Source organism: Bradyrhizobium oropedii (assembly GCF_020889685.1).
GTDB classification, from domain to species: domain Bacteria; phylum Pseudomonadota; class Alphaproteobacteria; order Rhizobiales; family Xanthobacteraceae; genus Bradyrhizobium; species Bradyrhizobium oropedii.
Genome location: NZ_JACMYO010000010.1, coordinates 26434 through 49758, shown reverse-complemented (window position 1 = coordinate 49758; position 23325 = coordinate 26434). Strand labels below are relative to the sequence as shown.

General features: G+C 64.9%; 20 protein-coding genes and 1 tRNA gene. 11 read left to right on the top strand and 10 right to left on the bottom strand.

Features of this window, described 5'->3' with window-relative positions:
- Positions 1–18 precede the first annotated feature (18 nt).
- From H8A95_RS05115 to H8A95_RS05095, 5 genes are all read right to left on the bottom strand, one after another.
- The gene (locus H8A95_RS05115; RefSeq protein ID WP_229182207.1) at positions 19–321 is read right to left on the bottom strand and encodes a hypothetical protein; all 303 of its coding nucleotides are present in this window, start codon (positions 319–321) and stop codon (positions 19–21) included.
- A 98-nt stretch (positions 322–419) separates the two neighbouring features.
- Positions 420–569 carry a YciI family protein gene (locus H8A95_RS05110; protein WP_229182206.1) on the bottom strand — a complete coding sequence of 50 codons (150 nt, stop codon included), beginning with the start codon at positions 567–569 and terminating at the stop codon, positions 420–422.
- Entirely contained in the window at positions 566–772 is a 207-nt protein-coding gene (locus H8A95_RS05105) for a hypothetical protein (protein WP_229182205.1), read from the bottom strand. The genes H8A95_RS05110 and H8A95_RS05105 overlap by 4 nt, the downstream gene beginning before the upstream one ends.
- Before the next feature lie 36 nt (positions 773–808).
- The gene (locus H8A95_RS05100; RefSeq protein ID WP_229182204.1) at positions 809–1072 is read right to left on the bottom strand and encodes a hypothetical protein; all 264 of its coding nucleotides are present in this window, start codon (positions 1070–1072) and stop codon (positions 809–811) included.
- Between the two features lie 120 nt (positions 1073–1192).
- Positions 1193–1567, bottom strand: a complete 375-nt coding sequence (locus H8A95_RS05095; RefSeq protein ID WP_229182203.1) for a hypothetical protein — start codon at positions 1565–1567, stop codon at positions 1193–1195.
- Between the two features lie 561 nt (positions 1568–2128).
- On the opposite strand from H8A95_RS05095, the gene H8A95_RS05090 reads away from it, so the two are divergent.
- Positions 2129–2686: a hypothetical protein gene (locus H8A95_RS05090; RefSeq protein ID WP_229182202.1), complete on the top strand. Its 558-nt coding sequence runs from the start codon at positions 2129–2131 to the stop codon at positions 2684–2686.
- A 335-nt stretch (positions 2687–3021) separates the two neighbouring features.
- Positions 3022–3411 carry a hypothetical protein gene (locus tag H8A95_RS05085; protein ID WP_229182201.1) on the top strand — a complete coding sequence of 130 codons (390 nt, stop codon included), beginning with the start codon at positions 3022–3024 and terminating at the stop codon, positions 3409–3411.
- A 557-nt stretch (positions 3412–3968) separates the two neighbouring features.
- Here H8A95_RS05085 and H8A95_RS05080 read toward each other — a convergent pair.
- Positions 3969–4148, bottom strand: a complete 180-nt coding sequence (locus tag H8A95_RS05080; RefSeq protein WP_229182200.1) for a hypothetical protein — start codon at positions 4146–4148, stop codon at positions 3969–3971.
- 298 nt (positions 4149–4446) lie between these two features.
- Positions 4447–4523: transfer RNA gene (locus H8A95_RS05075), tRNA-Arg, on the bottom strand.
- A 289-nt stretch (positions 4524–4812) separates the two neighbouring features.
- Here H8A95_RS05075 and H8A95_RS05070 point away from each other — a divergent pair.
- From H8A95_RS05070 to H8A95_RS05040, 7 genes are all read left to right on the top strand, one after another.
- Complete coding sequence (locus tag H8A95_RS05070; RefSeq protein WP_229182199.1) at positions 4813–10020, top strand: alpha-2-macroglobulin family protein; 5208 nt, start codon at positions 4813–4815, stop codon at positions 10018–10020.
- The gene (pbpC, locus tag H8A95_RS05065) at positions 10017–12131 is read left to right on the top strand and encodes a penicillin-binding protein 1C (protein WP_229182198.1); all 2115 of its coding nucleotides are present in this window, start codon (positions 10017–10019) and stop codon (positions 12129–12131) included. The genes H8A95_RS05070 and pbpC overlap by 4 nt, the downstream gene beginning before the upstream one ends.
- Before the next feature lie 82 nt (positions 12132–12213).
- On the top strand, positions 12214–13959 hold the full coding sequence (locus H8A95_RS05060) for an ArnT family glycosyltransferase (RefSeq protein ID WP_229182197.1): 1746 nt from the start codon (positions 12214–12216) through the stop codon (positions 13957–13959).
- 1 nt (position 13960) lies between these two features.
- Positions 13961–14806 (top strand): phosphatase PAP2 family protein, encoded by an 846-nt coding sequence (locus H8A95_RS05055; protein WP_229182196.1) that lies wholly within the window; start codon positions 13961–13963, stop codon positions 14804–14806.
- Between the two features lie 67 nt (positions 14807–14873).
- Positions 14874–15653 carry a glycosyltransferase family 2 protein gene (locus H8A95_RS05050; RefSeq protein ID WP_229182195.1) on the top strand — a complete coding sequence of 260 codons (780 nt, stop codon included), beginning with the start codon at positions 14874–14876 and terminating at the stop codon, positions 15651–15653.
- Positions 15653–15991 carry a lipid-A-disaccharide synthase N-terminal domain-containing protein gene (locus tag H8A95_RS05045; RefSeq protein ID WP_163150535.1) on the top strand — a complete coding sequence of 113 codons (339 nt, stop codon included), beginning with the start codon at positions 15653–15655 and terminating at the stop codon, positions 15989–15991. Before H8A95_RS05050 ends, H8A95_RS05045 begins: the two co-directional genes overlap by 1 nt.
- 199 nt (positions 15992–16190) lie before the next feature.
- The gene (locus H8A95_RS05040) at positions 16191–17999 is read left to right on the top strand and encodes a M23 family metallopeptidase (RefSeq protein WP_229182194.1); all 1809 of its coding nucleotides are present in this window, start codon (positions 16191–16193) and stop codon (positions 17997–17999) included.
- Positions 18000–18018: 19 nt separating this feature from the next.
- Here H8A95_RS05040 and H8A95_RS05035 read toward each other — a convergent pair whose 3' ends face one another.
- Positions 18019–19701, bottom strand: a complete 1683-nt coding sequence (locus H8A95_RS05035) for a Na/Pi cotransporter family protein (RefSeq protein WP_229182193.1) — start codon at positions 19699–19701, stop codon at positions 18019–18021.
- 349 nt (positions 19702–20050) lie between these two features.
- Here H8A95_RS05035 and H8A95_RS05030 point away from each other — a divergent pair, with 349 nt between their 5' ends.
- Together H8A95_RS05030 and H8A95_RS05025 are read left to right on the top strand one after the other, a co-directional pair.
- Positions 20051–20296, top strand: coding sequence for a PilZ domain-containing protein (locus H8A95_RS05030; protein ID WP_021079298.1), 246 nt, complete (start codon positions 20051–20053; stop codon positions 20294–20296).
- A gap of 139 nt (positions 20297–20435) precedes the next feature.
- Positions 20436–21260, top strand: coding sequence for a tetratricopeptide repeat protein (locus H8A95_RS05025; RefSeq protein ID WP_229182192.1), 825 nt, complete (start codon positions 20436–20438; stop codon positions 21258–21260).
- Between the two features lie 29 nt (positions 21261–21289).
- Here the strand turns inward: H8A95_RS05025 and H8A95_RS05020 are convergent, their stop codons facing one another.
- Positions 21290–22558, bottom strand: a complete 1269-nt coding sequence (locus H8A95_RS05020) for a CpaE/TadZ family protein (RefSeq protein ID WP_229182191.1) — start codon at positions 22556–22558, stop codon at positions 21290–21292.
- Complete coding sequence (locus H8A95_RS05015; protein WP_229182190.1) at positions 22555–23298, bottom strand: CpaD family pilus assembly protein; 744 nt, start codon at positions 23296–23298, stop codon at positions 22555–22557. The genes H8A95_RS05020 and H8A95_RS05015 overlap by 4 nt, the downstream gene beginning before the upstream one ends.
- Positions 23299–23325 lie beyond the last annotated feature (27 nt).

Sequence of the window (23325 nt, the reverse complement as noted above, 5' to 3'; positions counted from 1 at the left end):
GAGTTATCGGAGAATGGTTTAATCTTGACTTGGTTCTGGATCGTCGTCGTTCAAACCGCCTTCGATCACAACCGGCTCCCAAGGCTTCGTCGCAGGTTGCGCAAGCAGATTTGCCACAAGGCGAGCAATCTGAAGATCCAGACGGGTGTCGTTCTTCAGATGATCAGGGGCTTGCCTCTCTGCCTCATCAGCACTTTTCCGAAGGTGCTCTGCGAAGTCGCTGCGCGACATGACATTCGCGGCCTCGAGTTTTTCGACCAGCATTGCGATTATTAAGCTGAAGGCACTTATCGTGTTGCTCAGCGGCGTTCGTTCGGTCATTTGTGCTCCCCCAAAGTTCTTAGCCGCCTATCAGATTCCACGTCAGGGCGAACGCTGCAATTAGCAACATGCAGATGATCGGCGCCGGCCGATGCGGTTCACTCCAGTACCTCGTACTCGAATGCCACCCCTTCCGGATCGTTCTCCTGCAACCACGTCTCGGCTGCGTCTTCACTGGCAAAGACTTTCAGGTGGTCTTTGTCGCCAACGAGCTTGCTTGTATTGACGTAGATCCAGACTGTTTTCATCGCATCAGCTTGAACAGTTCGAGGACATCGGCAAGCCGCAGCTTAGCGCCCTTCGGCATGTGCTGGAGGAGCAGGTGCCTGGTATCTGCGGCGATCTCGTCGCGCTTGAGTGGGCTGTCCTCGGCATGGAACAGCCGCATCTTCTCGGCGAACCGCCGGGCTACCTCTGGCGGGATTTCGAGCGGCTTTCGGGTGATCGGCATACCCGGGAGAATAAGCACTCGACGGGAATATGCGAATCAGCCCGAGACACCCTTCGCGAAGTTGACGACCTCGCCCCAATCGAGCCGGGTATCGACCCAGCCGACCTTGCCGCAGGCGGTACACTTCAGGTGCGCCGATATGTCATACCAATCCCAGTCGGGAAGGTCGGCGAGGTTCAGCCGGCCGTTGTGGTGGTCGCACCCGACGCAGAAGACCAGCACGGTCTTGAAGCCGGCGTTGCGGTCGACCGGACCGGACCAGTAGCGGAGGAAGTGAGCGGGCTTGCGGCGCCAGGGCATGCCCGATTGATTCCGCGGCTGCGAAGCGGATGCAAATTATCAATCCCTTGAGGCCATGAACCGCGGCGAGCTACTGCGCGTCGTGGGTGTGGATGGCTCAGCGCAGCAATCCGAGCGACGTCACCCGGGTGGCGGCTTATTCTGAAACTGGATGTTGCACTTCTTGGCAATCGAGGCTTGTTCGATCGCGACCATCTGGCCCTTCATTTGACCGAGCTCGGAGGCGGTCTGCTTGTCCCCACCAACCAGGAACGCCGCCGGCCAAAAGACGATGACTGCGGCCGTCGTCGCGATCGTGTCCTTTGTGCGCTGGCTGTCCTGAGCACCCGAGAGGGCCGCGGCACGCGCAGACACGCCCTGCGCCTCGAGCGCGAGCTGCTGGCACGTGTAGGACTGATAGATGACGGGCGAAACGTAGTTCGGCGTGATGTCCGCCGCCGACGACGCACAACCGCCCAGTGCGGCGGCGAGCGCCACGATTCCCAAATTTCTCATAAAAAGGCCTCCCCAGCCGTCCGCTACTAAGCGCAACCACTGGTGGAGGGCAATCCCGTAGGTTCCCGGATAGCCGAAAGTATCGTGCGCGAGTCGGGAGAAGCAGGGCCGTTGACCTAACGGCCCAGAATATTTCGTCGCTCTGCCGCTTCATGGTCGCGACTCAGGAGCCGCATCTGCCTGCGCAATTCCGCGCGCGCGGAGATCCCTGAAATGGCGATAGCTATGAAGTTATTGTCGGATGACACTGCGGCTCGAATTATCCAAGCCTTGCGAACTGGCAGGACGCTCAACGCGATTTGTAGCGGGAGGATAGGTAAGCAACGCATCCGCGGTGAATGGATAACTGATCGACAATCATTTCATCGCTACTGCGATGCCAAGCCAGAGTTTGCCCAGGTCGCTCTCCCGCTTTTGGCAGCTAATATGGAGGCCTCAAACGAGCGAAAGGGGAGAGATCGACAAAGTCAGACGCATTGCAAGAGGGGGCACTCGCTTGCTGACGCCTACGTGTATGTGAGCAGAGGTTGGGTGGTTCGTAACTGCCGGACTTGTCATCACATGAGGAACCACGAGGCCAGGCCGTTACAGGCGAACGAACTGCAGGTCGTTAAATCGATGCTGCTAGCGAAAAAGTCGATCTCCGAAATCACTGGAAAGCGGTTGCGCGGCAAGAAGCGCCGCCTGTATGTGAGTAGCAATAAGCTCTATAGCGCTCGAAAAGCAGACCCTGCCTTTGATTCCTTCGTAAAGGAACACATCGCAGACAGCATAAGCCGCGCACTCAAGCTACGGTGGTCTCTCTATCGGTCACATCAGGCAACGACAAAGCGCCGCGAGCAAGCAAACGACTACTACGCAATACGCGCCATGATCCCAGGCCACGTCACGGACGTGGACGAGATCGTCAGCCGCATTTTCGAGGACATGCTGTCAGGCACGCTAGATCGCGCCGACGTCCCAAAACGGGTTCGGCTCTACGTTCAGGAACGGGAGAGGCTCTTTCCGACCAAATTCCGGAAATTCGGGGATAGCTTGCTGGTGTCGCTCGACGAGCAGGTCTTCGATGATGGAGGTGCCACACGCGGGGACATGGTCAGCCGGGGCCTGTGGGACTGATGCGCCGAGGGCGCCCCGGGAGGGGATGGATTTTTTACCAAATCAGTGAGACGGTGAAGGCGGAGCCTAGAAACTCCCGCCGAAGGCCTTGCCGGGCCTGAAGCACCAGGGCGATGGCGGGGCGATCCTTGCCGGGATCAAACATGCCATCGATTAGGACGCGCTGGTTAGCCGCCAGCGTGAACGGCACCACTATGCCGGGAAGGCGGCGGCTATACAAGACCCGAAAGGGGAAAGCCGTCGCGCGCCGTCTCTGGCGGCGTTTCTAGCTTCCCGGCGCCAGCGCTGCTCGCTGGCAACTGGCCCTAGAAAGCCAGCAATCCAGAGCAAGCAACATGCAAACCACCGTAGAACGACCAGCGGAGTCCGCTGGTGCGATTACCTCCGGCCTCGCACTCCAACAGCGGGAGCGGGAAACGACTCTCCAGGCCCTCGCCAGACTCAGGAAAGAGGCATCCGCCGAGATCGAGCGGCTGATCGCCTTCCTCGATGCCAGCGACGAATACGTGATGACCGAGCGCGAGTTCGACGACTGCGAGCGCGAGGACTGCTTCGAGGACGACGAGCCCGATCTTGGAAGCCTCGACTGCCACCACAGCCAAGAGCGATGGGCAGCCGGCGGCAGCGACGATCTCGAAGAGGACAACGACAGCGGGATAGGCGACTGGGATGGCCTGCTGGAGCAGGTCGGCACGCAGGACTGGCAGGAAGGGGCGATGGGCTAATGCGCCTGATCCGAGCTTTGCTTATGCGCTGCAGGCTCAAGTTCGAGCGGTGGCGATTGTCCGGGCGGTAGGCTAGCGCTGCAAGCTTGTTCGGGCTCGTGCCCTGGCGATGAGAGTTCTGGTCGTGCAAATCTTGCGGCCCACCGCTGCGCGATCTTTCGTTCAACGTCCAGAGGGACAGTACTCATGGCTCGATCTCGATCTTGGATCCGCCCCGATGCTGCGCCTCAACGTACAACTTGTGCAAAAGCTCCTATTGATCCGCCTCAAGTCCCAACAAAAGACGCCGCCGGTCTCATAAATACATGCCCGGCGGCGTTTCTTCCTAAACCGGGGCCCTGAAATCCCCAGCGTCGAGTCAACGGCGGCCCCGTAGCATCGGTGCTCAACCGGGGAGCACTTCTTGTTACGCGCTGTGATGTCGCGGGAGTGCAGGAACAAGTGGCAATGGCGGGAGTCGTCATGTGCTCCCGTAATCTGGTGCCCCCCCGAGCGGGAGTTCAGTGGCGGCCCTGGCGCTCCCCGCGCTGGGGTCGTTTCGCTGCTGTGCCACAGGCCTATGACCGGCGGCGTCGAAGCGCGTCGAGCGTCCGCGGCATCTCGTTGATGATCTGGGTGAGCGCCCACGCAAGTCCGGCGCCGATCATTGCCGCCAGGTAGCCGTTCGGTGTCCATCGCCAATGGATGTTCGAGGCGATCACCGCGAACATCACGAGCGACTGGAACAGGTGCCACATAGCGGCATCCTAGCCCGGATCACCGAAGCTGTTGACCTTGGCGATCAGCGCGACCGCAGCGAGCAGAATCAGCAGCACCAGCGCAACCGCGGCTCCGATTATGATCAGCATCGTCATCTGCCCACCTCCGTGAACAGACTGCGAATCCGTGTGTTGCGTCCGTGTTGCGCGGAGCCGTTGGTAATGGCTCGTAAGACATTGAAATTTCTGTCAGCTGCTTGCAGCGCCACGCAACACGGAGCGGCTTCAAGAACGAAGCCACAACGCGCCCAAGGGTTTGATTTGCTGGGAGAAAATTTGGCGATCCCGGCAGGATTCGAACCTGCAACCCGCGGAGTAGAAATCCGCTACTCTGTCCAGTTGAGCTACGGGACCGTGCCGGCCTTGTAGCACCGCCATTATGAAAAATCCGCCTTTCCGCCAAGTCCGTCCGAACCGATTTTTGTGGTCAGACGACAAAGGCGAGCAGGGGTCCCGCCCTGTGTTGGCCAGACCAGCCCGCCGAGCCGGCATTGCGCTGCCGCCGGGGCTGGTCGAAGGAATGTCGGCAATGCAATCTGCGACGTTTTTGTCCGTTCATGTCAGCGCCTTCACTCCGTCACCTTTTCGCGCATTTTTTAGCCCCAACGCGGCGGTCGACCGCGGGGCGTTCAGGAGCTCCATCATGATCGGATTGGTTCGTGCGGCCGCACTTTGCGCCACGCTGGCACTCGGCCTGGTGAGCGCCCAGGCTGCGGACAAGGCCTTCAAGCGCGACGATCTCGCCGATTCCGCGATCAAGCTGGAGGCCCAGATCAAGAGCGAGGCGGGCGCGGTCAACAAGTCGGCCGCGACCCTGCGCACCGACGCGGATGCCGCCTTCAAGCGCAACGATTTCCGCGGCGGACTCACGATCCTCGGCCAGATCGCGGCGACCGCGCCCGAGGATGGCGCCAACTGGCTGCGGCTCGCCAAAACCGTGTTCCAGATCCGTTCGGCCAGCTCAAGCGAACAGACTTTCCTGATGGAGCGCGCCTCGACCGCCGCCTATATCGCCTATCAGCGTGCCGGCAATGCGGGCGAGGAGGCCGACGCGCTGGCGGTGCTCGGCAAGGCGCTTGCCGAGCGCAAGCTGTGGCGCCCGGCGCTGGATGCATTGCGGATGTCGCTCGACATGCGCGAGGTGGCCGATGTCCGCGGCCAGTATGAGAAAATGCGCGACGAGCACGGCTTCCGGCTGCTCGATTATACCGTCGATTCCGACGCGGCCTCGCCGCGGGCCTGCTTTCAGTTCTCCGAGGAATTGGCCAAGCGCGTTGACTTCGCGCCGTACCTGGCGCTCGCCGGCACCGACAAGCCGGCATTGTCGGCGGAAGGCCAGCAGCTCTGCGTCGACGGGCTGAAGCACGGCGAGCGCTACAACATCAATCTGCGCGCCGGCCTGCCGTCGACGGTCAAGGAGACCCTGCCGAAATCGGCCGAATTCAACATCTATGTTCGCGACCGCAAGCCGTTCGTGCGGTTCACCGGTCGCGCGTATGTGCTGCCGCGGACCGGACAGCGCGGTATCCCGGTGGTGAGCGTCAACACGCCGGCGGTTAAGGTCGACGTCTTCCGGATCGGTGACCGCAACCTGATCAACACGGTGATCGACAGCGACTTCCAGAGCACGCTGAGCCGCTACCAGCTTTCCGATCTCGGCGACCAGCGCGGCGTCAAGGTGTGGTCGGGCGAGCTTGCGACGGCCACCACGCTGAACCAGGACGTCGTCACCGCATTTCCCGTCGACCAGGCGCTGGGTGACCTGCAGCCGGGGGTCTATGTCATGACCGCTGCGGCCAAGGGACCTGGCAGCGACGACGACGGCACGCTGGCGACGCAATGGTTCATCGTCTCGGACATGGGCTTGTCGGCGTTCTCCGGCAATGACGGTATCCACGTCTTCGTCAATTCGCTGGCTTCGACCGAGCCGGTCGCCAACGCGGAAGTGAAGCTGGTCGCCCGCAACAACGAGATCCTGGCGACCCGCAAGACGGATGCGGCCGGTCATGTGCTGTTCGAGCAGGGGCTGGCGCGCGGCGAGGGCGGGCTGTCGCCGGCGCTGCTGACGGTGACGGGCGAGAAAGCCGACTACGCCTTCCTAAGCCTCAAGGCCAATGCCTTCGACCTGACCGACCGCGGCGTCACCGGCCGGGCGATCCCGGCCGGTGCGGACGCCTTCGTCTATGCCGAGCGCGGCGTCTACCGCTCCAACGAGACCGTCTATTTGACCGCGCTGCTGCGCGACGGGCAGGGCAATGCCCTGACCGGGACGCCGCTGACCATGGTGATCGAGCGCCCCGACGGCGTCGAATTCCGCCGTGCCGTGCTGCCCGACCAGGGTGCCGGCGGCCGGATGCTGGCGGTGGCGCTGAACTCGGCGGTGCCGACCGGCACCTGGCGCGCCCGCGTCTTTACCGATCCCAAGGGCTCGTCGGTCGGCGAAACCACCTTCATGGTCGAGGATTACAACCCCGAGCGGGTCGAATTCGATCTGACCAGCAAGGAGAAGGTGATTAAAGCTGAAGTTCCAGTGGAACTTCAGGTCTCCGGCCACTTCCTCTACGGCGCGCCGGCCTCGGGCCTGCAGCTCGAGGGCGACATGCTGGTGGCGCCAGCGGCGAACGGCCGGCCCGGCTATGCCGGCTACCAGTTCGGTGTCGACGATGAGCAGACCGCGAGCAACGAGCGGACCCCGATCGAGGATCTGCCGGAGGCCGATGCCAATGGTGCCGCCAGTTTCCCGGTCAAGCTCGACAAGGTACCGGCCTCGACCCGGCCGCAGGAGGCCCAGATCTTCATCCGCATGGCGGAGACCGGCGGCCGCTCGGTCGAGCGCAAGATCGTGCTGCCGGTGGCCCCTGGCGCCTCGCTGATCGGCGTCAAGCCGCTGTTCGGCGACAAGAGCGTGGCCGAGGGTGACAAGGCCGAGTTTGACGTTGTGTTCGTCGCGCCCGACGGCAAGCAGCTTCAGCGCGACGGGCTGCGCTACGAACTCCTGAAGCTGGAGTCGCGTTACCAGTGGTACCGGCAGAATTCGTCGTGGAACTATGAGCCGGTCAAGTCGACCCGCCGCGTTGCCGATGGCGACGCCAACCTCGCGGCCGACAAGCCGATGCGCCTGACCTTCCAGCCGCAGCCCGGCCGGTACCGGCTCGACGTCAAATCGACCGACGCCGACGGCCCGGTAACCTCGGTGCAGTTCGATGTCGGCTGGTATTCCGACGGCAGTGCCGACACGCCCGACCTGCTGGAGACATCGATCGACAAGCCGGAATATGCCTCCGGCGACACCATGACGGTGTCGGTCAACGCACGCACCTCAGGCAAGCTCACGTTCTATGTGCTCGGCGACCGCCTGCTGACGACGCAAAGCGTCGACGTCAAGGAGGGCACCCAGCAGGTCAAGCTCCCGGTCGGCAGCGATTGGGGCACCGGTGCCTATGTAATGACGACGCTGCGCCGTCCGCTCGATGCCGCCGCCGGGCGTATGCCGGGCCGTGCGATCGGGCTGAAATGGTTCGGCATCGACAAGAAGACACGCACGCTTGCCGTCGCGCTGTCGCCGCCTGCATTGGTGCGGCCTGGCACGACGCTGAAGATCCCGGTCAAGCTCGGCGGGCTCAATCCGGGCGAGGACGCCAAGGTGGTGCTGGCCGCGGTCGATGTCGGCATTCTCAATCTGACCAATTACAAGCCGCCGGCGCCGGATGAATATTATCTCGGGCAGCGCCGCCTGACCGCCGAGATCCGCGACCTCTATGGCCAGCTGATCGACGGCATGCAGGGCACGCGCGGCCAGATCCGCAGCGGCGGCGACGCCGCCGGCGCCGAGCTGCAGGGCTCACCGCCGACGCAGAAGCCGCTCGCGCTCTATTCCGGCATTGTCACGGTCGGCCCCGACGGCACCGCCGAGGTGAGCTTCGACATCCCCGACTTCGCCGGCACCGCGCGGGTGATGGCGGTGGCGTGGAGCGCCACCAAGCTCGGTCGCGCAACCACCGATGTGATCGTGCGCGACCCCGTGGTGGTGACCGCGACCTTGCCGCGCTTCCTGCTGACCGGTGACAAGGGCACCATCAGCATGGATATCGACAATGTCGAGGGCGCCGCCGGCGACTACGCCATCAGCGTCAAGGCGAGTGGCCCGATCAAGGCTTCGGGCAATTCGACCACGACGGTGAAGCTCGCCGCCAAGCAGCGTTCATCGCTGTCGCTCGGCCTCGAGGCCGGCGGTGCCGGACGCGCCGAGTTCGACGTCAATATTTCGGGGCCGAACGGGCTGGCGCTGGCGCGGCACTATGCGCTGGACGTCAAGCCGGCCACGCAAGTGCTGGCGCGCCGCTCGATCCGCACGCTGGCGAAGGGCGAGAGCCTGACGCTGACCTCCGACATGTTCTCCGATCTCGTGCCGGGCACCGGCAGCGTCTCGATCTCGGCGAGCCTGTCGACCGCGCTCGATGCCGCGAGCATCCTGAAGGCGCTTGATCGCTACCCCTATGGCTGCTCCGAGCAGATCACGAGCCGCGCTTTGCCGCTGCTCTATGTCAACGATCTTGCCGCCGGCGCCCATCTCGCGATGGACACCGCGGTCGACCAGCGCATCCGCGATGCGATCGAGCGGCTGCTGGCTCGACAAGGCTCCAATGGCTCGTTCGGCCTGTGGTCGGCGGGCGGTGACGACGCCTGGCTCGATGCCTATGTCACGGACTTCCTGACCCGGGCCCGTGAAAAGGGCTTTGCGGTGCCGGATGTGCTGTTCAAGAACGCGCTCGACCGCGTCAGGAACTCGGTGGTCAATGCCAACGAGCCGGAGAAGGACGGCGGCCGCGATCTGGCCTACGGCCTCTACGTGCTCGCGCGCAACGGCGCGGCGCCGATTGGCGATCTGCGCTATCTCGCCGATACCAAGCTGAACAATCTGGCGACGCCGATCTCCAAGGCGCAGCTTGCCGCGGCGCTGGCCCTGGTCGGCGACAAGGCGAGGGCCGAGCGGGTCTATGGCGCCGCGCTCGACGCGCTGAACCCGAAACCGGTGATCGAGTTCGGCCGGGTGGATTACGGCTCGGCGCTGCGCGATGCGGCGGCGCTTGTCTCGCTCGCCGGCGAGGGCAATGCGCCGCGCACCACGCTGACGCAGGCCGTGCTGCGGGTCGAAGCGGCGCGGGGGCTGTCGCCCTATACCTCGACGCAGGAGAATGCGTGGATGGTGCTGGCGGCCCGCGCGCTCGCCAAGGAGACAATGGCGCTCGACATCAACGGCCAGCCGGTCAAAACCGCGGTCTATCGCAGCTACAAGGCCGAGGAGATGACGGGCCAGCCGCTCAAGATCACCAACACCGGAGACGCACCGGTGCAGGCGGTGATCTCGGTGTCGGGCTCGCCGGTCACGCCGGAACCCGCGGCCTCCAACGGCTTCAAGATCGAGCGCGGCTATTTCACGCTCGACGGCAAGCCGGCGGATGTCACCAAGGCGAAACAGAATGACCGCTTCGCGGTTGTCCTGAAAGTGACGGAAGCCAAGCCGGAATTCGGGCACATCATGGTGGCCGACTATCTGCCGGCCGGGCTCGAGATCGACAACCCGAACCTGGTGTCGTCAGGCGATTCCGGCACGCTCGAGTGGATCGAGGATGGTGTCGAGCCGAAGAACACCGAGTTCCGCGATGATCGCTTCACCGCGGCGATCGACCGCGGCGCCAACGACAAATCGGTGTTCACCGTCGCCTATGTCGTGCGCGCGGTGTCGCCGGGCAAATACGTACTGCCGCAGGCCTATGTCGAGGACATGTACAATCCTTCGCGCTACGGCCGAAGCGGCACCGGTGCGGTCGAGGTGAAGCCGGCGAGATGAGTGCAACGCTGACGACAGCACCGGTACGCGGATCGCGCTGGCGACGGATCAGGCCAGTGCTGGCGATCTGTGCCGTCGTGGCGCTGGTCGCAGCCGGCGCCTTCGCCGGCTGGGTCGTGTCGCTCGGTCCGCTGCCGCTTGCGCAGGCGCAGCAGGTCTCGACATCAGTCATCGATCGCAACGGCAAGCTGTTGCGTGCCTATGCGATGGCGGATGGACGCTGGCGGCTGCCGGTCGACGGCAAGACATCAGTCGATCCAGGTTATCTGAAGCTGCTGTTCGCTTATGAGGACAAGCGCTTCTACGAGCATCACGGCGTCGATCCACTGGCGCTGTCGCGCGCCGCACTCCAGCTCCTCACCCGCGGTCATATCGTCTCGGGCGGCTCGACCATCACGATGCAGCTGGCGCGGCTGATCGAGCCGCGGCACCAGCGCTCGGTCTACGCCAAGCTGCGCCAGATGGTGCGTGCGGTCGAACTGGAGCGGCAGCTCTCGAAGGAGCAGATCCTCGATCTCTATCTCGCGCTGGCGCCATTCGGCGGCAATCTCGAGGGCGTCCGCGCCGCCTCGATCGCCTATTTCGGCAAAGAGCCGAAGCGGCTCTCGCTCGCCGAGGCCGCGCTGCTGGTCGCCTTGCCGCAATCGCCGGAGCGGCGGCGGCTCGATCGTTTCCCCGAAGCCGCCCATGCCGCACGTGACCGCGTGCTCGATCGCATGGTTGAGGATGGCGTGGTGTCGAAGGACGACGCCGCGCAGGCGAGGGCGACGGCGGTGCCGAAGCTGCGCAAGCAGATCCCGATCCTGGCGCCGCATTCGTCCGATCAGGCGATCGCGACGATGAAGGATACGCCCGTCATCAAGCTGACGCTGGACGCCACGCTGCAACGGAACCTGGAGGCGCTGGCACGCGACCGCGCCACCGCACTGGGCCCTGACGTCTCGGTTGCGATCGTGGTGGTCGACAATGAAACGGGCGACGTGCTCGCGCGGGTCGGCTCGGCGGATTATTTCGACGATCGGCGGGCCGGGCAGGTCGACATGACGCGCGCGGTGCGCTCGCCCGGATCGACGCTGAAGCCGTTCATCTATGGCCTCGCCTTCGAGGACGGCTTTGTCCATCCCGACAGCCTGATCGAGGATCAGCCGATCCGCTTCGGCACCTACGCGCCGGAGAATTTCGACATGACGTTCCAGGGCACGGTGCCGATCCGCAAGGCGCTGCAATTGTCGCTGAACGTGCCGGCGATTGCGCTGCTCGACCGGGTCGGTGCCAGCCGGCTGTCGTCGCGGCTGAAGCAGGCCGGCACCAGTCTCGTGCTGCCGAAAGACGAAGCGCCGGGCCTTGCAATGGGGCTCGGCGGCGTCGGTATCACGCTGCAGGATCTCGCCCAGCTCTATTCCGGCCTGGCGCGGCTCGGTGCGACCAAGCCGTTGCGCGAGATCATGCAGGCAAGTGACGGCCGCGACACGATGCGGCTGATGGATCAGGCCGCGGCCTGGCAGGTCGGCAATGTCCTGCTCGGCACGCCGCCGCCGGAGAACGGCGTGCACAACCGGATCGCGTTCAAGACCGGCACCAGCTACGGCTATCGCGATGCCTGGTCGGTCGGCTTCGACGGCCGCATCACCATCGGGGTCTGGGTCGGCCGTCCGGACGGCGCACCGGTGCCGGGCCTGGTCGGCCGAACGGCCGCGGCGCCGATCCTGTTCGACGCCTTTGCGCGCACCGAAAAGATCCCGGCGGCGTTGCCGAAGCCGCCGCGGGGCGTGCTGGTCGCCTCCAACGCCAAACTGCCGCCACCGCTGCGCCGGTTCCGGCCGCTCGGCGAGCTGGTCCGCAGCGGCAACGACCAGGCGCCGCACATCCAGTTTCCGCTGAACGGCTCGCGCATCGACGTCGATCAATCCGAGGGCGGCCGTAACGCGACGATGCCGGTCAAGGTCGCCGGCGGGGTGCTGCCGCTGACGGTCCTCGTCAATGGTGTCTCAGCCGGGGACATCGACAGCCGGCGCCAACGCCTGATCGAGCCGCCTGGGCCCGGCTTCGCGCGGCTCACCGTGATCGATGCCACGGGGGCAGCGGATACCGTTGTGATCCGCGTGCAATGATCGTGCGGGAAAGCGGAACGGCACCGTTGGAAAGCGGAACAGCACGGTTGTTTGCGGTGCGGTTTCATCGTATGCGAAACCCATGGTGGATAGCCTCCAACCCCGGCGCTTCGGAGCAGGGCAACAGTCTGTAAAACCTGCGCATTCCAGCCGCAGGCTGTTCATGGCGTTCGAGTTCGCAACGGCCAGCCAATGGCGTTCGATCCTGTTCCTGACGCTGACCTGTCTTGTCCTGTTCCTGCCGGGCTTCTTCACCATCCCGCCGATCGACCGCGACGAGGTCCGCTTTGCCCAGGCGACTAAACAGATGGTCGAGAGCGGCGACTTCGTCGACATCCGCTTCCAGGACGACGTCCGCTACAAGAAGCCGGTCGGCATCTACTGGATGCAGGCGGCGGCGCTGAAGACCGTCTCCGCGCTCGGGGTGCCGCGCGCCCAGGTCCGCATCTGGGTCTACCGCTTGCCGTCCCTGATCGGGGCGATCGGCGCGGTGTTACTCACCTATTGGACGGCGCTCGCCTTCGTGACACGACAGGGCGCGGTGCTGGCCGCCTTGATGATGGCAAGCTGCGTGCTGCTCGGGGTCGAGGCGCGATTGGCCAAGACCGACGCGATGCTGCTGCTGACGGTCACCGCCGCGATGGGTGCGATGGCGCGAGTCTACATCTCCTGGCAGCGCGGCGAGGATCCGGCGCATCCATCATGGGGCCCGCCGGCGGTCTTCTGGACGGCGCTCGCGGTCGGCATCCTGCTCAAGGGGCCGCTGATCCTGATGTTCGTCGGCCTCGCGATGGCCGGGGTTGCGATACTCGATCGCTCGGCGGCCTGGTTCTGGCGCATGCGCCCGGTCTGGGGTCTGATGTGGACCCTGGTGCTGGTGCTGCCATGGTTCGTGCTGATCTTCCTGCGCGCGGGTGACGCCTTCTTTGCCGACTCGGTCGGCGGCGACATGCTGAGCAAGCTCGGCGCGCAGGAATCCCACGGCGCGCCGCCCGGGCTCTATCTGCTGCTGTTCTGGATCACGTTCTGGCCCGGCGCACCGCTCGCCGGCATGGCGGCGCCTGCGATCTGGCGCGCGCGCCGTGAGCCCGGCGCCCAGTTCCTGCTGGCCTGGCTGATCCCGTCCTGGATCGTGTTCGAGGCGGTGCTGACCAAGCTACCGCATTACGTGCTGCCGCTCTATCCGGCGATCGCGATCCTGACCGTGGGCGCGCTGGAGCGGCGGGTGCTGTCACGCTCTCCCTGGTTGTTGCGCGCCGCCGCCTGGTGGTTTGCGATCCCCGCGTTCGGCGCGGTGCTGGTGATCGTCGGCGCGATCAAGGCGATCCATCAGCCGCTGTTTCCGGCCTGGCCGCTGTTCGCCGTGGCGATGGTGTTCGGCCTGATCGCGTGGTGGATGTTCGAGGACAGCCGTGCCGAGCGGTCGCTGCTCAATGCGGTGATCGCCGCGGCGTTGATGGCGGGAGCAACCTATGGCGTGGTGCTGCCGCGGCTCACCACGGTGTTTCCGAGCCAGGAGGTCGCGCGCGCCCTGCGCAACGTGACCTGCGTCGGCCCGAAGGCGGCGGCCGCCGGCTTCCATGAACCGAGCCTCGTCTTCATGACCGATACCTCGACGCTGCTCACCGACGGATCGGGTGCCGCGGATTTCCTCGGGCAGGGCTCCTGCCGCTTCGCGCTGATCGAACAGCGCTCGGAGCGCGCCTTCGTGCAGCGCGCCGAGGCCATCGGCCTGCGCTACAACGCGCCGGTGCGGATCGAGGGCTACAACATCTCGCAGGGCAAGGCGGTCTCGATTGCGGTCTTCCGTTCCGAAGGAACGGAGTGACATGCCGGCGCCGCCCGCCATTCCGGACTCCGCCAATTATTTCGGACGATTGCTGACGCTGGTCTGGCTGTCCTTTGCCCAGCTGGTGCGCGCGCCGTCGCATTCGCGCCGGGCCGAGGCGGCGCGACGCTCCGCGCGCCACGCATTGTTGCTCGTCGTCATCGTCGGCGGCGTGATCGTCACGCTGATGTATGTGGTCGATGTCGCAGAGATCAGCCTGATGCCACCACGCGGTACCCCGGGTCTCTGGTGGGTGAAAGTGCTCACCGATTTCGGCAAGGACGAGTATGTGCTGAGCGCGCTCGGCCTGCTGCTGATTGCGGTGGCGTTGGCGGCGCCTGCACTGCGCGGTGTGCCGCGCGCGACGTTGCTCGGCCTCGGAACGCGGCTGCAGTACCTGTTCCTGTCGATCGTGCTGTCGGTCGCGGTCGGTGAACTGATCAAGTGGATCGTCGGCCGCGGGCGGCCTTTTGTCGGCGGCAAGGCCAACGCGTTCAACTTCCAGCATTTCGCCGGCACCGAGGCCTATTCGAGCTTTCCGTCGGGACATTCGATCACTGCGTTCGCGCTGGCCTTCGCCGTGTCGGCAGTATGGCCGCGGGCACGGGGCGTGATGCTGGTCTATGCGCTGATCATCATCGCGACACGGCTGGTACTGCTGGCTCATCACCCGAGCGACGTGGTGGCGGGCGCGCTGGTCGGCGTGATCGGCGCAATGATCGTGCGCTACTGGTTCGCGGCCCGCCGCCTTGGTTTCGCCATTGATCGCGATGGGACCGTTGTGGCGCTGCCGGGACCGTCGGAAGGGCGCCTTAAAGGGGTTGCGGGGAGCGCATTCGCCCCATAAAAGCGGTCGCCCGATGGCCGGATCGGGCGGGTTCCAGCCACTGACAACACCAACCACGAGTGCCGATTTGCCTGCTTCCGACCAGACGCCGGTCGCCGTTTCCATCGTCGTGCCTGTGCGCAACGAGGCGGACAATATCGCGCCGCTGATCACCGAGATCGCGGCTGCGCTCGACGGACGCTGGGCCTACGAGATCGTCTACGTCAATGACGGCTCGACGGATACGACCGGCGAGCGGCTGGGCGCGATCATGGCCCAGCGGCCCAATCTCCGGCAACTCCGCCACACCGTCTCTTCGGGCCAGTCGGCCGCCGTGCGCAGTGGCGTGCGCGCCGCGCGCGGCGTGATCGTGGCAACGCTCGATGGGGACGGTCAGAACAATCCGGCCTTCCTGCCGGACCTGATCGCGGCGATCGAAAGCGGCAATGGCCGGGTCGGCCTCGCCGCAGGCCAGCGCGTGGGGCGCAAGGACACCGGTTTCAAGAAGTTGCAATCGCGCATTGCCAATGCGGTGCGCGGGATCATCCTGCGCGACGGCACCCGCGACACCGGGTGCGGCCTGAAGGCGTTTCCGCGCGAGGTGTTTTTGGCGATGCCCTATTTCGACGGGCTGCATCGTTTCCTTCCGGCGCTGGTCCGCCGCGAGGGGCTCGCGATTGCCTATGTCGATGTCGTCGACCGCCCGCGCCATTCCGGTGTGTCGAACTACGGATTCTTCGACCGGCTCTGGATCGGGATCATGGATCTTGCCGGCGTGTGGTGGCTGATCCGCCGCAAGAAGCCGACGCCGGTCGTCACTGAGGTGACTGATGTCGCCGAAGCGCCGGTCGCTACCGAGGTGAAGTGATGCTGATTCAGTTTGGCCAGGCGCTGAGCGCCTATTTTTACGACACGTTCGTCGCCAAGTTCGATTTCTGGTTGGCGTTCGGCCTCGTCGCGCAACTGTTGTTCACCGCGCGTTTCCTGGTGCAGTGGATTTCCAGCGAGCGCGCCGGCCAGAGCGTGGTGCCGATGGCGTTCTGGTTCTTCTCGATGGGCGGCGGCTTGATGACGCTGATCTACGGGCTCGCCAAGCGTGAGCCGGTCATCATCATCGGGCAGGGTCTCGCGACGCTGATCTACATCCGCAACATCATGCTGATCCTGAAGAACCGCGGACGCGGGTCGAAGACGCTCGAGAACTGATCCCAGCGGTCGCCGCGCGGCGAGCGGTACGCTGGGCTTCCTGCAATTTCGATAAATTCCAGCATCGAGTTCAGCTCGGCATCAATTGCGACCGAATCTGAACGGCGGTCAAACATTCGCCTTAAGGCGTATGGCATCTACGCCTTGTCGTTGGCGTGGCGGCATCCTGAGATCATGCGCCATAGCATGAGGGGCGTTGATGACCAGCCGTGGCGAAGCGACCAAAGCGGGTGGTTATCGATCTATTGTCCGCGATGTTCCGCTGCCTGACGCGCCGCCGCTGACCGGCGAGGGCGGTGTGCCGGACCGGCGCGCGGTCAACATCCGCTGGATCGCGGGGACGGTTCTGATCGGGACCGCCGCCCTCGTTCTCCTTGGTGGCGCGCTTCGCGGCGCGTTCGGCTATCGCACGCGGTTCGCAGCATCCCCGGTCGTTTCGCTGCCGCGCTTTGCGGGGCAGGTGGTTGACGAAGCGCGGCGTGGCGATCGTCTGGATCGGAGGCACGACTCGCAAGGCAATTCCACCGCGCTCAAGATCGAGCAGTTGAGCGATACGGGTTCGGTCCGTCCATTCACGCGGGTGTCAGCCCGACTCGCGGAGATCGCCCCCCAGCCACAACCGGACCATCGCGATGCACCGGGAGACAGCAAGGACCAGCAGCGAGCAAACTCGCCAAGCGCTGCGCTGTCGGAGTTGCCGCCCATCATCCGGGCCGGTCCATCCCGCCGCGGGCTGCCGGGCGGCACCAGCGCTTATGCTGCTGATGAAGCCATGCCGCAGCCGCCTTCTTCGATCGGTGACGCCGTCAACGTAACCAGCCTGCCGAAGTCTCCCGTGTCGTCGCGCCACCAACGACACGTCATTATCGCGAGAGCCGGTGACACGCTGTCTGCCATTCTGCGGGCGTTGACCGCGGCTGCGGAGGACGCGCCAGCCGTTCTTGCCGCTTTCCCGTCGCCTGGCACGCAAGCGGCCCTGTCCGGCGGCGAGAAGATCACGATCGTCGAGCAGAGCGGAGAGGCCGGTTCGCCACGTGGTCACGTCGCAAAAGTGTCGATCGAACGGGCGGACTCCAGCGTGACGGCGGTCGGTCGCACCGATGGCGGCGAATATCAGGCGATCGCGCCGGAGCAGCCTGGCAGCTCCTCGCGGAGCGAGAGTGCGTTGCGTCAGTCGATCGACGCACACGCCGTCCCCGGCGAAACGCTACGAGATGGGCTTAACGCGCTTGCACGCTCCAATCACGTCGACGAGGGGATCGTTGCCGAATTGATGCGCCTGTGCGGCCGCGATTTCGACCTCGACGAGCCGCTCGGCGACGCCGACGTGGCCGAGATCATCTACGCTCCCAACGACATTGGCCAGCCCGAGCTGGTCTTCATCGACTTGACGGTGCGCGGGCAGACCCGCCGGTACTATCGCTTCACTGCACCGGACGACGGCAGCTCTGATTTCTATGATGAGAGCGGCCAGTCCATTACCAAATTCCTATTGCGCAAGCCGGTCGTCAGCGGGCGCCTCGGCGACGGCTTCGGCTGGCGGATTCATCCGATCCTTGGCGACCGCCGCTTCCATGAAGGCGTCGATTTTGCCGCGCCCTACGGCTCGCCGATCGCGGCTGCGGGCGCCGGCGTCGTCGAGACCGAAGGGTACGAACGCGGCTATGGGAAATACATCCGCGTGCGTCACGATCGTGGCTACGAGACGACCTATGCCCATGTTGCGAGCTTCCCGCCCGGACTGAAGATCGGCGACCGTGTTCGTCAGGGCGAGACGATTGCCTATGTCGGATCGACAGGCCTCTCGACCGGTCCGCATCTCTATTATGAGGTGCGGATCAACGGCCGCAACGTCGATCCGCTTCGGATGAAATTGTCAGGCGGCCGGCTGCTGCAAGGCGAACTCCTTGGAGCTTTCGATCGCCAGCGGGACAGCATCGACCAACTCGCTGCGGCCTCCGCGTTTCCGCGGCGGCAGCCTGGCTCCGAACACGGGCCGCCGACGTAACCTTCGAAGGCGCGTTCGATTAAAGCCGCCCGTGTGCAGGAAGCTCGGCTGCGTCGACCGCATTCTCACGATCAGCGGCGGTCTCGCCGGCGGCATCAAGCACGGGATAGGCGACCGAGCAGATGTGCGAATGGATGCGGCGAAGGTCGCGCAGCACGTCGAGATGCAGCGATGTGGTCTCGATGGTCTCGGGTCGGCCTTCGCGCAGGCGCTCCAGATGGCGCTCGACGGCGGCCAATTCAGCCGCGCGCAGCGCAGCCTTCTCGGTAAGCAGCTTGCGCGCCTCGTTGGCGTCGCCTGACATGAAGACGCCGAACGCCATCCGCAGCGAGTCGATCGTGCGCTTGTGGAATGCCGACAATTCCTCGGCACCTTCGGCAGAGAATTGCAGGCGGTGCTTGATCTTCTTGGTCGCGAGCTCGCTCAGATTCTTGTCGACGATGTCGCCGATATGCTCGAGATTGATCGCGAACGAAACGATCTCCATGGCGCGCTGCCCCTCGCGCTCGTCGAGGCTGCCGCGGGTGAGTTTGGTGACGTAGAGCTTGATCGCCTCGTTCAGATGGTCGACGGTGTTGTCCATCTTCGAGACCTGGTCGACGATGGCGCGATCATTGGTCATCATCGCCGTCATGACCTTGCGCAGCATCGCCTCGGTGTGGTCGCCCATATGCAGCACCTCGCGGGCCGCATCGGCCAGCGCGAGCGACGGCGTCTCCAGTGCACTCTCGTCGAGATAGCGCGGGCGAGATGGATCGGTCTCCTGTGCCCGCTTCGGCAACAAACGCTCCAGCAAACGCGCCATGTGGTCGAGCACGCCGATGAACAGCAGCGCAGTCGCAACGTTGAACGCAATGTGGAACAGCGCGGTCGCCTTGGCGAGATCGGGCTGCCAGGCGTAGATGGTCTCCGTGATCGGGCGCAGGAACGGCGCCACCAGCAGGATGCCGACGACGCGGTTGACGAGGTTGCCGACCGGCAGCCGGTAGCTTGCCGGATTGTCGCGCCGAGCGCCTTCGATCAATGGATTGATGGCGCTGCCGAGGTTGGCACCGAGCACGAGCGCGAACGCGGCATAGGGCGAGATGAATTGGGAGTAGGCCAGCGACATCACCAGCAGCACGCTGGCGACGCTGGAGTGGACCAGCCAGGTGACGACAGCGCCGATCAGGATGCAGAGCACGGGATCGCCGGTGATCGCGCCAAGGAACACGCGCACGCCCGGGGCATTCTCGGCGGGCGCCATCGTATCGAGCAGGATGTGCAGCGCGAGCAGCATGAGGCCGAGGCCGATCGAGACGCGGCCGAGATCCTTGATCCGGGAGCGCGGCCCGCTGCGGAATGCGACGAGGCCTGTGATGAACAGCACCGGCGCTACGGCTGCGATGTTGAACGACAGCACCTGCACGATCAGCGTGGTGCCGATATTGGCGCCGAGCATGATCGCGAGCGCCGGCACCAGGCTCACGATCTCCTCGGTCGCGAAGGAACTGGTGATCAGGGCGGTCGCGGTCGAGCTCTGGAGCAGGGCAGTCAGACCGAGGCCGGCGCCAAGGGCGGTGAACCGGTTGCTCAGCGCCCTCGCCAGCAACAGCCGCAAATCGGGCCCGAAGGCACGCAGAATCCCGCTGTGGACCATGTGCAGGCCCCACAGCAGGAGGGCGACGCCCCCCATCAGATCAAGCAGAACTAGACTTCCCATACTTCCTGGATATCCCGGCGAATTCGAGTCGAAGGGATCACGCTATAGAGCCAACTGACCCGATATCAACCCCTTTTTGTTCTCGTTGAAACCGGTTGCGGAAGGCGATCGGAACGATCGGGGCTGCCTCATGATGCAGCCATGGTCGGATCGGAACTCCTTCAATCCTTTGGCCAAGCGCCTGGTTCCACACGGGATGGCGACGGGTACGCCCGGTAAATGATTCTCGAACGGGACCGCTAAATTGCGATTGGTTCCGCTAGGCAGTTTCCAATCTTTCCCGGCTATGACGGTAGGAACGAGAAAGCTGTCCAGCCAAGAAGTTGCCCAGAAAGGCGTGGGGATCAGAATGTTTGTGAATCGCCGCAAGAGCGAACGCCGCGAGTGCCGGAGCGTCGCAAAAATTCAATTGGGCACGGGGTCGTTGCCACGTGACTGCATGATTACCGACATCTCGGCGGGTGGCGTCAAGGTGATCGCCGAATATCTCGAGATTCCGCCGGAATTCACCATCATCCTCTCGAGTGGCAGCCCGCGGCAGTGCCGTCTGGCTTGGCGGATCGGGCACGAATTCGGCGCCCAGTTCGTCGACTGAGCCAGCGGCCAGGCTGACTTCCCGCCAGGCGTCCGGCACCGCTTCTGGGCCGGATGACGGCGAGATGATGGCATCCTTAACCGGAACTTAGGGTTAAGCTGTGAGCATCCCGGAACCTTCGCTGTTCCGAGTCTCATTGATGTCCGAGAAACTACCCCGACCTCCAGGCCGCGTGCGCCATCTCGCCGGCTCGGTATCTGCCGTCATCCTGCTGATTGGCCTATCCGCCTGTCAGACCTCGGGGCCATCCGACATCACCGGGTCATTGGGCGATACGGCGGAGGCCACGCCGGCCCCGGCCGATCCCCGGAGCGACATCGCAACCTACCACGAGCGTGTCCGGGCCAACCCGAAAGACACCGACGCCGCGCTGAAATACGCCCGGGCGCTGCGCGCCACCGGCCAGCGGGCACAGGCCGTCGCGGTCATGGAGCAGGCCGTACTGGCACAGCCCAGCAACAAGGCGCTGCTCGCGAGCTATGGACGGGCGCTCGCCGACAACGGCAATTTCCAGCAGGCATTCGACGTGCTCGGACGCGCCCACACCCCGGAAGACCCGGACTGGCGCATCCTGTCCGCGCAGGGCGCCGTGCTCGATCAACTCGATCGCCATGACGAGGCCCGCCAGTATTATTCGAGCGCGCTGAAGATCGTGCCCGACGATCCGTCGGTGCTCTCCAATCTCGGCCTGTCCTATCTGCTGTCGAAGGACCTGCCGAAGGCCGAGGAGACGCTGCGCCGCGCCCGGGAGCGCGCACCCGGGGACATGCGGGTGCGGACCAATCTCGCCGTCGTGGTCGGCCTGCAGGGCCGCCAGGCCGAAGCTGAGACCATCATGAAGGCCGATTTGCCGCCGGAGCAGGGCTCAGCGAACGTTGCCGCGCTGAAGCGGCTGTTGGCGCGCAGGGATGCGAGCCGGACCGATTCTGACAAGATCCCGGTCGCGGCCAGCCGCCGCGACTAGAGCGTCTTCACGCGAAATCAGGACGGCTGCTAGCCGGCAGCGCGGCGGCCGTCGTTCCGACGCGACTGCAGCTTCTTGAGGATCGGCGACAGGAACGACTCGCGGGCCTCGGCGAGATCGGGACGGCCGGTGAGGCGCTGCGCGATCCGCAGGAACGTCTTTGTGGTGCGATGACGCGCGGAGACTTCCGCGATCATCTGGCCGTTGTTGGCGGCTTCGCCGAACAGCCTGCAATCGAACGGAATGGACGCGATCGGCTGGCTCTCGATCGTCTTGGCGAAATCCTTGACCTCGATCTCGGGGCGCTTCGACATGCCGACCTGGTTCAGGCAGTAGAGCGGCGGCCGGTCATTGGGACGCGCGGTCCGGAGCAAGTTCATCATGTTCTTGGTGTTGCGCATGTTGGCAAGGTCGGGCTCGGCGACGATCAGGATATCGTCGGCGCCGACCAGCACGCGTTTGGTCCAGGCGGTCCATTGATGCGGGACGTCGAGCACGATGCAGGACGTGGTCATGCGCATCGTGTCGAAGATGGCATCGAACGCCTCGGCGCCGAAATCATAGACCTGGTCGAGGGTGGCCGGGGCCGCCAGCAGGCTGAGATGGTCGCCGCACTTTGCCAGCAGGCGTTCCATGAAGGCGCTGTCCGGACGCTCGGGTGCGAACACCGCGTTGGCGATGCCCTGTGTCGGATCCTGGTTGTAGTCGAGCCCGGCGGTGCCGAAGGCGAGGTCGAGATCCACCACGACCGAATCCAGCCCGAGGTCGCGCGCGATGGTCCAGGCGACATTATGGGCGATGGTCGAGGCGCCGACGCCACCCTTGGCGCCCGCGACCGCGATCAGGCGACCGACCGAGACCGCTTCCGAGGACGAGAACAGGCTGCAGATCGAGCGGACGATGTCGAGCACCTTGACCGGCCCGATGACGTAGTCGTTGACGCCGCGCCGGACCAATTCGCGATACGGCGCAGCTTCGCCCGGCGTGCCGAGCACGACAACGCGGGTGCCGGGATCGCAGACCGTGGCGAGTTCGTCGAGACCGGCGAGGAAATCGTTGTCCGGCTCGGTCTCCAGCATGATGACGTTGGGCGTCGGTGCCTTGTGATAGGTGTCGATCGCCGCTGCGATGCCGCCCATGTGGACGGAGAGGTGAGCCTTGGCCAGCCGGCGGTCTTCGGCGGCGGCGCGCGCGGTCGTGGCCGTCGCGACGCTGGCGCAGAAGGCCTGCACGGAAATCCGCGGTGCCGGCGCGATGTGGTCGTGGGCGTGCTGCGGTTCGTCCTGCTGTTCGGTCATTTCCCGGCGTCGCTCAGTTTCGCTCTATCGGCTTCGGGGTAGGTGGTCGCGGTCGACTCACCCTTGCGGTATTTCTGGAATGCGATCGACCGGCGCGGCGTGTAGGCGGCGGTCTCGGTCCGCGGCTGTTCGAGGTCGGACGGATTGGCGACCATCGCGGCGAGGTTGCGTTGCGTGGCGCAGCCGAAATTCTCGTACTGCTTGTTCTCGCTGTAACCGGGATTGTAGATCGAGGGACCAAGGTCGCTCGGCCACACGCCGCAGGGTCCGGCGACCGCGGCCATCTTCGGATAGCTGAGGCGAATGGTCGGGAGCGCGCGCGGGTCGTCGGCGTGATAGGACCGCCGGGTGATGGCGTGCGCAGGCACGCCCATCGACGCCAGCACGCCGCGGATCTCCTGGTACACCGCCTGCGTCGAGCGCGTGTTCGAGGTGTCGGCCGGCACATCGATCGCGATCGCGCCGGTGCCTTCACGGCGCCAGGTGCGGGCCAGCCCCATCACGTCGTCGCGCTGCGTTTCGGTGAGATTGCCGCGGGCATGGCCCACGAACACGACGATCGACTGCTCACCCTCGGTGATCGCGATCGGATGCCGTTGCCGGTAGTCGTCGGGTACGGTGCCGGTGGCAAGATTGTCGCCGGTCAGATTGCAGCCGCCGAGCGCGATCGCCGTGGCGACGAGTGCGCCGCAGAGCGACAGCGACCTCGTATATCCGGCTTGTGTGTTGCGTATCATCATAGGATCCCCCAACCCTTCAGGTTCGCG